We start from the raw sequence: 13,956 nt of genomic DNA on the forward strand, positions 1-13,956 counted from the left end.
CAGGAAAATCATGTCTGATTATTTGATCCCCGTGTTTGATCTGGGCGGTGTTTTTATCGATTGGAACCCGCTCAATCTTTATCGCAATGTGTTTGACACCGAAGAAGAAGCAATTTGGTTTGTCGAAAATGTTTATTCCAGCTTGTGGAATTTAGAGTTTGACGCAGGCAAACTTTATGCCGACGGCATTGCTGAGTTGTGTGCCCGTTTCCCCGCCTATACAGACCAGATTGTGGCTTATGATAAGCGCTGGCTGGAAACAATTGCAGGATTGTTTGAGGGTACGGTTGCAATCCACGAAGAGCTGATTGCTGAAGACATTCCAACTTTTGCCATCACCAATTACTCAAAAGAGAAATTTCAGCTGACGCTGGAAAACTATAAGTTTTTGCAAAAATTTGATGGCATTTTGGTTTCGGGCCAAGAAAAATTGGTGAAGCCTGACTATCGGATTTATCACCGCTTTTTGGAGCGTTATAGCCTTGATGCCTCTAGCTGCGTGTTCATTGATGATAGCTATCCCAATGTGGTGGCTGCGGAACATATCGGCATGAAGGCCATTCATTTTGAAAGCCCTGAACAGTTGCGTGAAGATTTGACCGCACTGGGCCTGCCGCTAAAGGCTTAGATTTTCTCGTAGGTTTCGACGAGATAACCATCAACCTCACCCAGCCCCAATTTCACCAAAGGATAGGTGCCTTGCTGGGTAAGCACACCATTTTCGAACGACAGTGTGAAGGCGATGGAAATGCCCTCATAATTGGGGAATGAGCAATAATCGATATGCTCAATATAGTTGTCGCCTTCAAGATCGTAACGACCGCCGCCAGCATCAAACGACTTTCCGCCTGCGATCAGATTGCTATCGCTGGGCGGCAATGTGTAGCGTGGCCGCTCTGGCAAACGGGAAAAGAAGGCGAAGTGGCTGGCAGTGAACAGCTTGATAAAATGACGATTGGGGTCAAGGATCGAATTGGCCTCACCGGCCACCGTTAAAGTGGCGGACAAAAGCCGCCACTCGCCCATCAAATCTTCAGGCTGCATTAGCGCGTGCCGTACATACGGTCGCCCGCATCGCCCAAGCCCGGCACGATATAGCCTTTTTCATTAAGCTTTTCGTCAATCGCAGCAGTGTAGATCGGCACATCTGGATGCGCTTCTTGGAAGCGTTTGATGCCCTCTGGCGCAGCCAACAAGCACAAGAAGCGCAGATTGTTGGCGCCACGGCGTTTGATGCGATCCACCGCGGTGACGGCTGAATTGGCTGTCGCCAACATCGGGTCAACCACAACCACCAAACGGTCTGCAATGTCAGATGGAGCTTTGAAATAATATTCAATCGCTTCCAATGTTTCCGGGTCGCGATAAAGGCCGATGTGGGAGACGCGCGCGCTTGGCACCAAATCCAACATGCCTTCCAGCAAGCCATTGCCCGCCCGCAAGATAGACGCGAACACAAGCTTTTTGCCTTTGAGGGCTGGGCTTTGCATTTTCTGGATTGGGGTTTCAATTTCGATCAACTCGGTTTCGAGATCGCGGGTTACCTCATAGCAAAGCAAATGCGCGATTTCTTGCAAGAGCCGACGGAAACTCGCCGTTGATGTTTCTTTATCCCGCATAATGGTCAATTTATGTTGCACCAACGGGTGTTCGACAACGGTGACGTTTTCCATATTCTACCTCTTACAAAAAGCTCTTACCATAGGGTCCGGCTGGCAGTTTTAGCCAACTTGCCACGCTTTCACCTATATCTGCAAATGTTTCTCGCCCGCCTGCACTGGCTTTGTGCAAAATTGGGGAAAAACATAAAACGGGCACCTGCTCACGTGTATGATCCGTACCAAGCCAGGTGGGATCGCAGCCATGATCTGCGGTGAGGATCAACACATCATCCTGACGCATTTTGGCGACCAGTTCGGGCAAACGACGATCAAACTTTTCCAAGGCCGCGGCATAGCCGGGCACATCGCGGCGGTGGCCATATTCCATGTCGAAATCGACAAAGTTGGTGAAGATCAAGTCACCATCTTCCGCCATATCCATCGCATCCAATGTCGCATCAAAAAGCGCCATGTTGCCGCTGGCTTTGATCTTGTGGGTCACGCCCTGCGCCGCGTAAATATCCGAGATTTTGCCCACGGCCAGCACTTTGCGGCCCGCTTCTTTGGCGCGATCCAGAAGGGTTGGTTCTGGCGGCAAAACGGAAAAGTCACGACGGTTGCCCGTGCGCTGAAATTCCTCTGGCGTTTCGCCATTAAAGGGCCTTGCGATCACGCGGCCAATATTGAGGGGATCAAGCAATTTGCGAGCAATTTCGCAAATCTCATAAAGGTGATCTAAGCCAAAATGCTGCTCATGGGCAGCGATTTGGAACACGCTATCGGCACTGGTGTAACAGATCGGTTTGCCAGTTTTGATATGCTCTTCGCCCAATTCCGCGATGATGGTGGTGCCAGACGCATGTTTGTTGCCCAAAATTCCGGGCAGCCTGGCCTCTTCAATAAATTTTTCGATCAGGTCCGGCGGAAAGCAAGGTACTGTTTCGGGGAAATAGCCCCAATCGAATGACACTGGCACGCCCGCAATTTCCCAATGGCCCGATGGTGTGTCTTTACCTTTCGACACTTCTTTGGCATGTGCCCAGACGCCTGCTTTGTGCTCTTCGCTGAGCCCCGGCGGCACGGTGCCCACCGCGGCTTTTGCGGCGAGGCCAAGTCCCAGCATATCCATATTGGGCAAGAAGAGCGAGCCTTGGCGTAAGCCTTCTTTGTCGGCTTCACCTGCGGCGCATTTGTCGGCGATATGGCCGAGCGTGTTGGCGCCCTCGTCGCCAAAATCTGCTGCATCAGGCGCGCCGCCAATGCCAAAACTGTCCAACACACATAATATTGCTCGGGGCATAAGGCCTCCTAATTTTGCTCAATCACGCCATAAAATAATGGCGGGGTTTGCGGCGCATCGCCAAGGCTATACGCCGCTTTCAATCGCTCTTCCGCTTCATCAGCCAGGGCTTCGTTAGTGGCATGTAAACGCGCGATGGGGGTATCTTGTTCAATCATTTGGCCAAGCGGGGCAAGTTGGTCGAAGCCAACCGCATAATCCAGCGGATCGCCCGGCGCTTTGCGGCCACCGCCCAAAATCACCACGCCCATGCCCACCTGCTTGGCGTTGATTTCGGTGACATAGCCAGACTGGCCGAGCGTCACGTCACGAATGATTTTGGCCTTGGGCAAATAATGTTCTGCTCGCGACATAAAGTCTGTCGGGCCACCGAGGCCGCTGATCATTTTGCCAAACTGCTCTGCCGCCCTGCCATTATCCAACACATCTTGCGCCTTTTGCCGTGCTGCATCCAGATTGGCTGACAGGCCGCCATGTATCAAGCCATGAGCGGCCAGTTCTAAAACCACTTGCTCGAGATTGGCACCGCGGTGTTCGCCTGTGAGAAATTGCACGGCGTTCCGCACTTCAAGCGCATTGCCTGCGGCGCTGGCGAGGGGCTGGTTCATGTCGCTGATCAAGGCGCTTGTGCGCACGCCTGCGCCATTGGCGACTTGGACAAGGCTTTCGGCCAAGGCTTTAGCCTCGTCCGCTGACTTCATAAAGGCACCAGAGCCGACCTTCACATCAAGCACCAACGCATCTAATCCGGCAGCCAGTTTTTTGGACAGAATGGAGCCTGTGATCAGGGAAATATTATCCACCGTCGCGGTGACATCGCGGATGGCGTAAAGGATTTTGTCGGCGGGTGCGAGATTGCTGGTTTGCCCCACAATAGCGCAGCCTGCCTCGGCGACAACCTTGCGAAACAAGGCATTATCTACGCTGGTTTGATAGCCGGGGATGGCATCAAATTTATCAAGCGTGCCACCCGTATGGCCAAGGCCACGGCCAGAGATCATCGGCACATAAGCGCCACAAGCGGCCCAGATTGGGGCCAGCATCAAGGAAACATTGTCGCCAACGCCGCCAGTGGAATGTTTGTCGATAACGGGGCCGTCCAACTCATCCCAATTGAGCACCTCACCACTGTCGCGCATGGCCAAGGTGAGTGCCACGCGCTCGTCCATATCCATATTTTGGAAATAAACTGCCATGGCGAAGGCGGCGGCTTGTTCCGGCTTTACCGCACCGCTGACCACGCCTTCTATAAAGGCGCCGATTTCAGCAGGGCTAAGGGTTTCACCATCGCGTTTTTTGGCGATGATTTCTGCCGGCAAGAACATGTGGATTTTCCTCGATGGCTTTTAGTCTAGGCGATAAAGCCGCACAGGCGGTTTTTCCGCCCGCGCGATTTTCTTTTTCGCTTCAAGATCAAGCTGCACGCATTTCACCCACCAGCCTGCGGTGCTGCCCCCGGGGAACAGATCATCCGGCAGATGTTTTTTGGCCTCGGCAATCACATCTTTGACGACCATGCCCGGTGCCTCATGAGGCAAAACCTGCATCATCGCTTTGTACATGGCGTTATATTTCGCCGCGTCGACGCGAGTGATTTTGCCCGGTGTGTTTACGTTTTCAACTTCAACCTTGTCGCTCATGGGTCAGGCTCCTATGCGCCGTAGGGCACCCAAACATTTTTGACCTGAGTGCTCCGCTCCAAGAAATATTCGCCTTCGCAAATCTCGCGATCGGTCCAATCCAAGGCTTTGCCTTTATTGGTCCAGGTCTGTTTGAGATTGTGCACCGAATATTGCTCAACTTTTTTGCCACCCTCAGCATCGCCGCAATAGAACATGGCGTCAACGCCATCATGCTCGGCCAAGGTTTTGGTCAGCTCGTCTTTGGCCCCGGTTACGATGTTTACAACACCGCCAGGCACGTCGCTTGTGTCCAAAATCTGATAAAAATCAGTCATGGCCAATGGCGCGGTTTCTGAGGGGATCAACACGCTGGTGTTGCCCATTGCCATAGAGGGCGCGAGCAAAGAGATGGCACCAAGCAGCGGGTTTTCATTTGGTGCGGCGATGCCGATCACGCCAATCGGTTCAACCATCGCTACCGCCATTTGACGCACAGGCGGGTTGTGCACCGCCCCGTCATATTTGTCGGCCCAACCAGCGAAGGCGAACAAGCGTTCAATGGAAAGCTCAACTTCTTTCTTCGCGGCCCCAGTAGATGCGCCAGTCATCTCGCGTAGTCGATCCGCAAATTCATTGCGGCGATAGTCGAGATTTTCGCCCATATAGTAGAGGATTTGCGCGCGCAGATGGGCGGTTTTGCTTCCCCACCCCAACGCGCCACGCGCAGCTTCCACCGCGTTGCGGATGTCTTTGCGATTGCCTTCGCCGACTTCGCCCACCAGCTTGCCATCAGCGTTCACCACGGAACGGGCGTAGCCGCCATCTGGTCGAGCCTGCTTACCGCCAACATAAAGTTTGGCGGTGCGGTCAATCCCGTCGGTTGCGAACAATTTTGGCTTAGCTTGCGCTGGGGTTTTGCCCAAAGATTTCAGCTTCAGTTCCCATTCAGGACGCAAATAGGCACGCATGCCTTCTTTGCCGCCTTCACGGCCAAAGCCACTTTCTTTGTAGCCACCAAAGCCGACAGCCGCGTCGAAATTGTTGGTGGAGTTGATCCACACAACGCCGGCTTGCACCCGTGGTGCAATATCCAAAGCGAGATTGATATTTTCTGTCCAGATACTGGCAGACAATCCATATTTTGAATTGTTGGCCAAGGTTACAGCTTCGTCAGGCGTGCGGAAGCTCATGGCGACCAGAACGGGACCAAAGATTTCTTCTTCCGCAATGATGTTGGCAGGCTGCACATTGGTGTAAAGCGTTGGTTTAACGAAGCAGCCATTGGATGGGATTGCGCCATCCGGCTGATAACGAACAGCGCCCTGCTCTTCGCCCTTTTTCATCAAATCCTGCACCCGCGCCACCTGCACCGGCGCCACCAAGGCGCCAATATCAATGGCTTTGTCGAGCGGATCACCCACGCGCAACGTTGCCATGCGGGCTTTCAGCTTTTTGATGAAACGCTCTTCAACAGCTTCTTGCACCAATAGGCGCGATCCGGCGCAACACACTTGGCCCTGATTGAACCAAATCGCGTCCACAACGCCTTCAACAGCGCTGTCCAAATCTGCATCTTCAAAAACGATGAACGGTGACTTGCCGCCCAGCTCGAGCGAGAGGCCCTTTCCTGTGCCCGCGGTGGCGTTGCGGATGGCCTTGCCCACGCCTGTGGAGCCCGTGAAGGCGATTTTATCGATCCCCGCATGGTTGACGATGGCTTCGCCCGCGTCGCCATCACCCGTCACTATGTTCACGACACCTTTCGGCAAGCCGATTTCCTGACAGATCTCAGCAAACAACAGTGCGGTCAGCGACGTGAATTCGGCTGGTTTCAGCACAACTGTGTTACCCGCAGCCAAGGCTGGTGCGATTTTCCACGACAACATCAATAGTGGGAAGTTCCACGGGATGATTTGTCCGCAAACGCCGTAGGCTGACTGGTTGGGGAACAAGCGATCACGCTGCTGCGCCCACCCGGCATGGTGATAGAAATGACGCGCAACCAATGGAATATCCAAATCACGGCTTTCGCGGATCGGCTTGCCATTGTCGAGGGTCTCGAGCACCGCAAACAACCGCGAATGCTTTTGCACTTGCCGCGCGATGGCATAAAGATATTTGGCCCGCTCATAGCCAGACAAAGCTTCCCAATCTGATTGGGCTTTGCGTGCGGCAGAAACGGCTAAATCAATGTCACCCTTTTTGGCTTGGCTGATTTGCGCCAATTCTTCGCCGTTGGCAGGATTGGTGGAGGCAAATGTTTTGCCCGGTTTGGTGAACTCGCCATTGATGAAATGACCAAATTTGCGGCCATAGCCATCAAGCCATTCATGTGCTTCGGCGCTGCCTTCCGGCGCAGGACCATATTCCATGGTTTCAAAAATCTCTTTAACGTTCATGTTGCCCACCTAAACCAGAGGCTGACGATAATCGGCCGCATAGCGCCCGGTGACATTATGTTCGAGCTGCCGCTCAATGTCGTTCAAAAGGCTGGATGCGCCGAAGCGGAACAGATGTGGCGAGAGCCATTTATTGCCCAGCTCATCCTTCATCATCGCCAGATATGTGATTGCATCTTTGGCCTTGGAAATGCCACCCGCGGGCTTGTAGCCAATCTCAATGCCTGTTTCCTCATGGAACCAGCGGATCATGCGGATCATGGACAGCGAGGTCACCAAGTCTGCGTTGACCTTTTCTTTGCCTGTTGAGGTTTTGATGAAATCAGCCCCGGCCATCATGCACACCAAGGAGGCTTTGGCGACATTGGTTTGGGTGGCCAATTCGCCTGTGCCCAAAATGGTTTTCAAATGTGCTTCACCACATGCAGCGCGGAAGGCTTTGACCTGATCATAAAGACCCTGCCAATCTTGCGTCAGCACTTGATGCCGTTCGATCACAATATCGATTTCTTTTGCGCCAGCTTTCACTGAAGCTTCGATTTCAGCAATACGGGTTTCCAAGGGCGTGAGGCCCGCAGGGAAACCAGTTGAAACGGCAGCCACCGGGATGTTGGTGCCTTCAAGCGCGGCCACCGCATCGGCGACAAAATTGTGATAAACACACACCGCGCCTGGGGTGATGACCAAATCTTCAACACCCAGCGCCTTCAAAATATCGGTGCGCACAGGCTGGCGCGCTTTGGCGCACAAGCGTTCAACGCGGCCTTTGCTGTCGTCACCATTCAAGGTGGTCAAATCGATATTGGTGATGGCGTGAAGCAGCCAAGCGGCTTGCCATTGCTTTTTCACTGAGCGGCGGGTGCCGATGGTGGCGGCCCGACGTTCCAATGCTGAGCGGTTCATCCGCACATGACGCAACCAACCCAAATCCAAATCAAAACCGGGATTGCGTTTATGCTCTTCTGCCGCGTGCGGCATTTCAACTGCTTTTAAACTCATAGTTCTGCAATCATTTTTGTCAGCAAACTTTGCATGCGCTCTCCGCCAGATGCGACCATGGTTTGCGTATGGTCGTGAGATAGATGTTCATCCGACATGCCCGCTCCCATATTGGTGATGAATGAACATCCCCAAACGCGCATATCGTAGTAACGGCCCAAAATACATTCTGGCACGGTGGACATACCCACCGCTTGAGCCCCAAAGCCTTGGATCATTTTGATCTCAGCGGGCGTTTCAAATGAGGGGCCAGAATACCATGTATAAACGCCTTGTTTAAGGTCCAAAAAATCGCGCTCGGCGATATCTAGGGCCTTTTGGCGCAGGGCCGGATCGTAAGCGTCCACCATATTGACGAAGCGCTTATCGCCCGCCAACCCAATCAATGGGTTGAGGCCGGAGAAGTTGATGTGATCATTGATCAGCATCAGATCGCCGGGACGAATATCATTGACAATAGACCCGGCGGCGTTGGTGAGCATTAATGTATCGATGCCCAAGCCTGCCAGTGTCTGAATTGCCATTTTCATAGCGGCTGCATTGCCATGTTCATAATAATGCGCGCGACCTGTGAGCAGCGCCACGCGCTTGCCTTCCAACTCGCCAATCAGCAAATTTTTGCCATGGCCCGTTACGCCGCCACCGGGAAAGCCCTGCAGCTCATCATAGTTGATGGTCACAGGGTCTTTCAGCATTTCGCCAAGCGCGGCGAAGCCTGATCCAAGAACAAGCGCAGCAGCAATAGGTTCATCGCCCGCGCGTTCTTGAATCAAACGCATGTTAAATTTTGCGGTCATTGGTCCCTACTCCAGAAATTCCGGGCCAAAGGAATCCGGCAAAATCTCATCCATGGTGTAGCTTTTGGCATCACCATCTTCACCTGTGCACGTGATCTGCGTATCAGGTGTCGCGAATTCGCGAATGCGTTGGCGACAGCCGCCACATGGGGTCACTGGATCAACGCCTTTGCCGATGACAAAAATGCGATGGATTTTCTTCGCACCTGCACCAATCATCGCAGAAATAGCAGCGGTTTCAGCGCAATTGCCTTGCGGGTAAGCCGCGTTTTCAATGTTGCAGCCCGCATAGATTTGCCCATCATCTGCCAAAATGGCGGCACCAACTGGAAAGTTGGAATAGGGCACGTGCGCATGTTTGCGCACGGCTTGGGCTGCATCGTAAAGGGCTTGGTTTACCGCATCCATTTTAGCGTTCCTTCACATAAGGCTGGCCGATGGCCTTTGGTGCTTTGGCGCGGCCGATAAAGCCAGCCAACAGCACAACGGTCAAAATGTAAGGCAGCGCTTGGATAAACTGCACAGGCACTTCACCGATCATTGGGAATTCAACACCCTGCAAGCGAATTTGTGACGCACTGAGCACACCAAACAACAAACAAGTCCACATGGCTTGCCATGGACGCCACTTGGCGAAAATCAACGCTGCCAGCGCAATAAAGCCACGACCTGAGGTCATGTTCTCAGAAAAGTTGGCGCCCTGCGCAGTGGACAAATAGGCCCCCGCAACGCCGCACAATAGACCTGTGATGATCAACGCTTGATAGCGCAACAGCGACACAGACATACCTGCTGTGTCCAAAGCTTTTGGGTTTTCGCCAACAGCCCGCAAGCGCAAGCCGAACCGTGTGCGGAACAGCACAAAGGCTGTGACCGGCACCGCCAAGAAGGCGAAATACACAATGATCGAATGGCCGGAGAGCAATTGCTCGTAAATTTCGCCGATGATCGGAACTTGGCCGAATTCTTGTGCGAACGGCAAATCAATTGTCGAGAAGCGTTCATCAGGCCGCAAGTTTGGTGTGGTGCCGCCACGGCGGAACCATGCATGGCCCAGAAATACAGTGAAGCCTGCTGCCAAGAAGTTGAGGGCAACACCCGAAATGATCTGGTTGCCACGGAAATTGATGGAAGCCAAAGCATGGATCATAGACATGAATGTCGACACGGCCATCGCCGCCAAAAGGCCCAACCACACATTGCCTGTGACCGCAGCTGTGGCGGCTGCCGCAAAAGCGGCGCCAAGCATCTTGCCTTCAAGGCCAATATCTACAATGCCCGAACGCTCAGAATATAGCCCAGCCAAACAAGCCAGCAACAAGGGTACGGCGAGGCGCACACTGGAATCGAGCAATAGAATGATATCTGTTGCGTCCATGATTATGCCTCCCCGGTTGAGGTTGTCGCTTCTTCAGGCGCGGCTTCAATCTTTTTAGCAAATATACGTTCCAACACAGGATGGAACATTTCGCCCATGGCACCAGTGAACAAGATCACCAAAGCCTGAATGATCAAAACAAGTTCTGACGGCACGGCCGGCAATTCAAATGCCAGCTCCTGCCCGCCCTGATAAAGCGCACCGAACAGCAATGCCGCTAGGGCAATACCTACGGGGTGTGAGCGGCCCATAAAGGCCACCGCGATGCCCACAAAGCCAACACCTGCCACATAGCCAACCACAAGGCGCTTTTGCACGCCAACCGCCTCGTTCACCGCCATCAAACCTGCCAATGCGCCAGAGATGGCCATTGCAATGATGATCACAGCGACGGCAGAAATGCCTGCATAGCGGGCCGCTTCCGGGTTTGCGCCCAAGGTGCGGATTTTATAGCCGAGCTTCGTGCGCCAGATCAGCACATAGGTGAAGATCAATGCCAAGATGCCGAAGAAGAACGTGATGTTCAGCGGTGAATATTGGAACGCGTCAAACCAGTCAGACATCAAGGGTAAACGGCCCGGTTCTGCAATGGTGCGGGTTTCCGCATTGGCACCCGGCGCGGTGATGACTTGCACCAGCATATAGCCCATAAAGGCAGATGCGATGAAGTTGAACATGATGGTGGTGATCACCACATGGCTGCCGCGCTTGGCCTGCAACCAGCCTGGAATGATCGCCCAGAGGGCACCCATCACCATGGCCGCAGCAGTTGAACCGAGCAGCACCAAGGTCCAGTGGGTTTGATCAAGCCACAGCGCCACAACAATCGCGCCAAGGCCCGCCACATAGGCTTGGCCTTCGCCGCCAATGTTGAACATGCCCGCATGATATGCCACCGCAACCGCAAGGCCGGTAAAGATAAAGTTTGTGGCGTAATGCAGCGTGAAGCCCCAGCCCATGCCTGTGCCGAATGCGCCATAAAACAGCGCCCACATTGCATCGAGCGGATTTTCCCCGATCATGGCCACGGCCAAGCCGCCGATAATAAATGCCAACAACACATTGAGCGCTGGCATCAACACAATTGTTACCCAATTGGGCAATGGCTGACGCGCACTCATTTCTTACAAACTCCGGACATTTGTTAAGCCCCCTCTTTGGGATCAACCCCGGCCATAGAAAGACCAAAGTCACGTTCTGTGGCGTCTGGCGCCAACTCTGTGACTATTTCCCCATCAAACATCACCAGCACCCGATCTGATAGGGCGCGGATTTCATCTAACTCTACAGACACAAGCAGCACAGCTTTGCCTTGGTCTCTGAGTTCAATAATTTGCTTATGGATAAATTCGATCGCGCCAATATCAACGCCGCGCGTTGGTTGGCCAACAACCAGAACATCCAGTTCACGATCCATCTCGCGCGCCAACACCACTTTTTGCTGGTTACCGCCAGAGAAATTGGCAGTTTTCAACCGTGGATTACGCGGACGAATGTCAAACATTTCGATCCGCTTTTCAGCGTCTGCGATGGCATCCTTTACGGATAGGAATGGACCTGATCCATATTTTTCGGAATCGTGATAGCCGAGCAGCGAGTTTTCCCACTCTTGGAATTGGGTCACCAATCCCATTTTCAACCGATCTTCTGGCACGTGGGCGAGGCCCATTTCGCGCACTTTTGCAGCACTATCGTCGCCTTCAAAACGGACCAGCTCGCCATTGATGCGCACGTCGCCAAGAAGCGGCGCTTCCATGCCGGAAATCGCGCGCAGCAGTTGCGATTGACCATTACCAGCCACGCCCGCAATGCCGACAATCTCGCCAGCTTTTACATTAAAGCTGACATCTTTAACCCGCGGCACGCCAATCTCGTCCGTCACAGAGAGATTTTTGACTTCCAGCACAACATCGCCAGGTTTGGCTGGCGTTTTATCCACACGCAGCAAAACGCGACGGCCAACCATCATTTCAGCAAGTTGCTCAGGTGATGTGTCTGCTGTGGCGATGGTGCCCACCATTTCACCCTGGCGCATCACAGAAACTGTGTCCGTTACCGCCATGATCTCCCGCAATTTGTGAGTGATCAGAATGATGGTTTTGCCTTCATCGCGCAGCTGCTCCAAAATGCGGAACAATTGGTCGGCTTCGGTTGGCGTTAGCACGCCAGTCGGCTCGTCCAAAATCAACACGTCGGCGCCGCGATAAAGTGCCTTAAGAATTTCCACGCGCTGTTCTTGCCCCACAGACAGATCTTCAATCAGCGCATCTGGGTCTACATCCAGCCCATAATCTTTGGCCAGTCGCGTTAGTTCATCACGCGCCTTGGCTTTGCTGGAATCGAGCAGAAATTCGCCTTCTGCCCCAAGAATAATGTTTTCTAAAACGGTGAAATTTTCCACCAGCATAAAATGTTGGTGCACCATGCCGATGCCCAATTCCAATGCGTGGCTGGAATCTTTGATTTTCACCAATTGACCATTGACCCAAATCTCACCGCTATCAGCGGTGTAAAACCCATAAAGGATGGACATGAGGGTGGATTTACCCGCGCCATTTTCCCCCACAATGCCGTGGATTGAATTGCGCTTAACGGTCAAATCAATGTCTTTGTTGGCTTGAACGGGCCCAAATGCTTTGGACACTTTTTTCAAGTCAATCGCATGTGCTGACCCAGCAGCCTTTGCAGGCTGCTGGGCAGAGCTCGTTTGGTTCTCAACCATGTCGAGTTACCATTCCGTTCTTAGTTCGACTTAAGAAACTGGGCAGGAATTGTCTGACCGGTAATCATGAACTTGAATTTCGCCAGAATTGATCTTTGCAGACAATTCTTCGATCTTCGCCATCATTTCGTCAGTCACAAGTTCTGCGTTGTACTCGTCCATAGCTGCGCCAACACCGCCTTCAGCAAGGCCAAGTGTTTGAACGCCTGAAGACCAGTTGCCATTCAATTCGTCGTTGAATGCATTTTGAACCGCAACGTCAACGCGCTTCACCATTGAAGTGAGCATGTTGCCTGGGAACAAATAGTTCTGGTTGCTGTCAACACCGATGCCGTATTTGCCAGCATCAACTGCAGCTTGCAACGCACCTTCACCAGCAGCACCAGCAGCGGCGTAAATCACGTCCGCACCACGCTCAAGCTGTGAACGGCCAACTTCGCCAGCAGTGTTGATGTCGTTAAACGCACCAAAGTCTGTACCGATGAAGTTTTGAAGCACTTCGATGTCTGGGTTTACAGCTTTTGCACCTTGCACATAGCCGCAACCAAATGCTTGCAACAATGGGAAGTCAAACGCTGTTACGTAGCCGATTGTGCCTGATTCAGACTTCATGGCTGCCAAAGCGCCAACAAGGTATGAACCTTCTTGCTCTTTAAACAACACAGAACGCACGTTTGGCAGATCAACAACAGAGTCGATGATTGCAAAGTGTGTGTCTGGGAATTCCTGCGCCACAACGGTCAATGGCTCGGCCCATGTGAAGCCCGGCACAACGATTGGGCTAGAGCCCTGCTGTGCGAAACGACGCAAAGCCTGCTCGCGCTGGGCATCAGTTTGAATTTCAAAATCGCGATAAGATTCGCCAGTTTCTTTTGCGTATGCTTCGGCACCGTTCCAAGCCATTTCGTTGAATGACTTATCGTTTTTGCCGGCAGCATCATAAATCAATGCAGGTTCTGCCAATGCGGTGCCTGTCATCAATGCAGCGAATACGGCTGTACCGAGAACGGCTTTCGCGCCGGTGAACTTCTTCTTCTGGACTGACATGAATATCTCCCTTGTCAACTTATCCACACGTAACAAGACCAACCCTAGGGTCTAAATGTGGTGTTTTTAATTCAAGCGTTTTCTTGGTCCC

Annotated in this window: 14 protein-coding genes; 1 reads left to right on the top strand and 13 read right to left on the bottom strand. The window is 52.8% G+C overall.

The genetic code is table 11. The annotated features are described in order from the left end of the window. Nucleotides 1–10 precede the first annotated feature (10 nt). Nucleotides 11–628, top strand: coding sequence for an HAD family hydrolase (locus ATL17_RS11385; RefSeq protein WP_133572911.1), 618 nt, complete (start codon nt 11–13; stop codon nt 626–628). Here the strand turns inward: ATL17_RS11385 and ATL17_RS11390 are convergent. Genes ATL17_RS11390 through ATL17_RS11450 form a run of 13 tightly spaced genes read right to left on the bottom strand, consistent with a single transcriptional unit; the run spans nt 625 to nt 13,865 of the window. Further along, the gene (locus tag ATL17_RS11390) at nt 625–1,044 is read right to left on the bottom strand and encodes a lipocalin-like domain-containing protein (protein ID WP_133572912.1); all 420 of its coding nucleotides are present in this window, start codon (nt 1,042–1,044) and stop codon (nt 625–627) included. The two genes, ATL17_RS11385 and ATL17_RS11390, sit on opposite strands and share 4 nt — an antisense overlap. After that, nucleotides 1,044–1,673: a uracil phosphoribosyltransferase gene (gene upp / locus ATL17_RS11395; RefSeq protein WP_133572913.1), complete on the bottom strand. Its 630-nt coding sequence runs from the start codon at nt 1,671–1,673 to the stop codon at nt 1,044–1,046. Before upp ends, ATL17_RS11390 begins: the two co-directional genes overlap by 1 nt. A 10-nt stretch (nt 1,674–1,683) precedes the next feature. Continuing rightward, nucleotides 1,684–2,901, bottom strand: a complete 1,218-nt coding sequence (locus ATL17_RS11400; protein ID WP_133572914.1) for a phosphopentomutase — start codon at nt 2,899–2,901, stop codon at nt 1,684–1,686. An 8-nt stretch (nt 2,902–2,909) separates the two neighbouring features. Beyond that, the gene (gene deoA / locus ATL17_RS11405) at nt 2,910–4,226 is read right to left on the bottom strand and encodes a thymidine phosphorylase (protein WP_133572915.1); all 1,317 of its coding nucleotides are present in this window, start codon (nt 4,224–4,226) and stop codon (nt 2,910–2,912) included. Between the two features lie 21 nt (nt 4,227–4,247). After that, on the bottom strand, nt 4,248–4,541 hold the full coding sequence (locus ATL17_RS11410; protein WP_027833966.1) for a DUF6958 family protein: 294 nt from the start codon (nt 4,539–4,541) through the stop codon (nt 4,248–4,250). Between the two features lie 11 nt (nt 4,542–4,552). Next, the gene (locus ATL17_RS11415; RefSeq protein ID WP_133572916.1) at nt 4,553–6,922 is read right to left on the bottom strand and encodes an aldehyde dehydrogenase family protein; all 2,370 of its coding nucleotides are present in this window, start codon (nt 6,920–6,922) and stop codon (nt 4,553–4,555) included. A gap of 9 nt (nt 6,923–6,931) precedes the next feature. Further along, the gene (deoC, locus tag ATL17_RS11420; protein WP_133572917.1) at nt 6,932–7,921 is read right to left on the bottom strand and encodes a deoxyribose-phosphate aldolase; all 990 of its coding nucleotides are present in this window, start codon (nt 7,919–7,921) and stop codon (nt 6,932–6,934) included. Continuing rightward, nucleotides 7,918–8,718 (bottom strand): purine-nucleoside phosphorylase, encoded by an 801-nt coding sequence (locus ATL17_RS11425; RefSeq protein WP_133572918.1) that lies wholly within the window; start codon nt 8,716–8,718, stop codon nt 7,918–7,920. Before ATL17_RS11425 ends, deoC begins: the two co-directional genes overlap by 4 nt. Nucleotides 8,719–8,724: 6 nt before the next feature. Beyond that, nucleotides 8,725–9,126, bottom strand: coding sequence for a cytidine deaminase (locus tag ATL17_RS11430; RefSeq protein WP_133572919.1), 402 nt, complete (start codon nt 9,124–9,126; stop codon nt 8,725–8,727). Between the two features lies 1 nt (nt 9,127). Beyond that, the gene (locus ATL17_RS11435; RefSeq protein ID WP_133572920.1) at nt 9,128–10,096 is read right to left on the bottom strand and encodes an ABC transporter permease; all 969 of its coding nucleotides are present in this window, start codon (nt 10,094–10,096) and stop codon (nt 9,128–9,130) included. A gap of 2 nt (nt 10,097–10,098) precedes the next feature. Beyond that, on the bottom strand, nt 10,099–11,217 hold the full coding sequence (locus ATL17_RS11440; protein WP_133572921.1) for an ABC transporter permease: 1,119 nt from the start codon (nt 11,215–11,217) through the stop codon (nt 10,099–10,101). A gap of 23 nt (nt 11,218–11,240) precedes the next feature. Then, a complete protein-coding gene (locus ATL17_RS11445) occupies nt 11,241–12,818 on the bottom strand; it encodes an ABC transporter ATP-binding protein (protein WP_133572922.1) in 1,578 nt (525 codons plus the stop codon). 30 nt (nt 12,819–12,848) lie between these two features. Further along, nucleotides 12,849–13,865, bottom strand: coding sequence for a BMP family lipoprotein (locus ATL17_RS11450; protein WP_133572923.1), 1,017 nt, complete (start codon nt 13,863–13,865; stop codon nt 12,849–12,851). Nucleotides 13,866–13,956: the final 91 nt, after the last annotated feature.

The sequence above is a fragment of the Maritalea mobilis genome, from assembly GCF_004363175.1.
Classification (GTDB): domain Bacteria; phylum Pseudomonadota; class Alphaproteobacteria; order Rhizobiales; family Devosiaceae; genus Maritalea; species Maritalea mobilis.

Excerpts from the sequence above, each read along its gene's own strand:
- ATL17_RS11385 (WP_133572911.1), top strand. The coding sequence starts at position 11 with ATGTCTGATTATTTGATCCCCGTGTTTGATCTGGGCGGTGTTTTTATC.
- ATL17_RS11390 (WP_133572912.1), bottom strand. The coding sequence starts at position 1,044 with ATGCAGCCTGAAGATTTGATGGGCGAGTGGCGGCTTTTGTCCGCCACT.
- upp (WP_133572913.1), bottom strand. The coding sequence starts at position 1,673 with ATGGAAAACGTCACCGTTGTCGAACACCCGTTGGTGCAACATAAATTG.
- ATL17_RS11400 (WP_133572914.1), bottom strand. The coding sequence starts at position 2,901 with ATGCCCCGAGCAATATTATGTGTGTTGGACAGTTTTGGCATTGGCGGC.
- deoA (WP_133572915.1), bottom strand. The coding sequence starts at position 4,226 with ATGTTCTTGCCGGCAGAAATCATCGCCAAAAAACGCGATGGTGAAACC.
- ATL17_RS11410 (WP_027833966.1), bottom strand. The coding sequence starts at position 4,541 with ATGAGCGACAAGGTTGAAGTTGAAAACGTAAACACACCGGGCAAAATC.
- ATL17_RS11415 (WP_133572916.1), bottom strand. The coding sequence starts at position 6,922 with ATGAACGTTAAAGAGATTTTTGAAACCATGGAATATGGTCCTGCGCCG.
- deoC (WP_133572917.1), bottom strand. The coding sequence starts at position 7,921 with ATGAGTTTAAAAGCAGTTGAAATGCCGCACGCGGCAGAAGAGCATAAA.
- ATL17_RS11425 (WP_133572918.1), bottom strand. The coding sequence starts at position 8,718 with ATGACCGCAAAATTTAACATGCGTTTGATTCAAGAACGCGCGGGCGAT.
- ATL17_RS11430 (WP_133572919.1), bottom strand. The coding sequence starts at position 9,126 with ATGGATGCGGTAAACCAAGCCCTTTACGATGCAGCCCAAGCCGTGCGC.
- ATL17_RS11435 (WP_133572920.1), bottom strand. The coding sequence starts at position 10,096 with ATGGACGCAACAGATATCATTCTATTGCTCGATTCCAGTGTGCGCCTC.
- ATL17_RS11440 (WP_133572921.1), bottom strand. The coding sequence starts at position 11,217 with ATGAGTGCGCGTCAGCCATTGCCCAATTGGGTAACAATTGTGTTGATG.
- ATL17_RS11445 (WP_133572922.1), bottom strand. The coding sequence starts at position 12,818 with ATGGTTGAGAACCAAACGAGCTCTGCCCAGCAGCCTGCAAAGGCTGCT.
- ATL17_RS11450 (WP_133572923.1), bottom strand. The coding sequence starts at position 13,865 with ATGTCAGTCCAGAAGAAGAAGTTCACCGGCGCGAAAGCCGTTCTCGGT.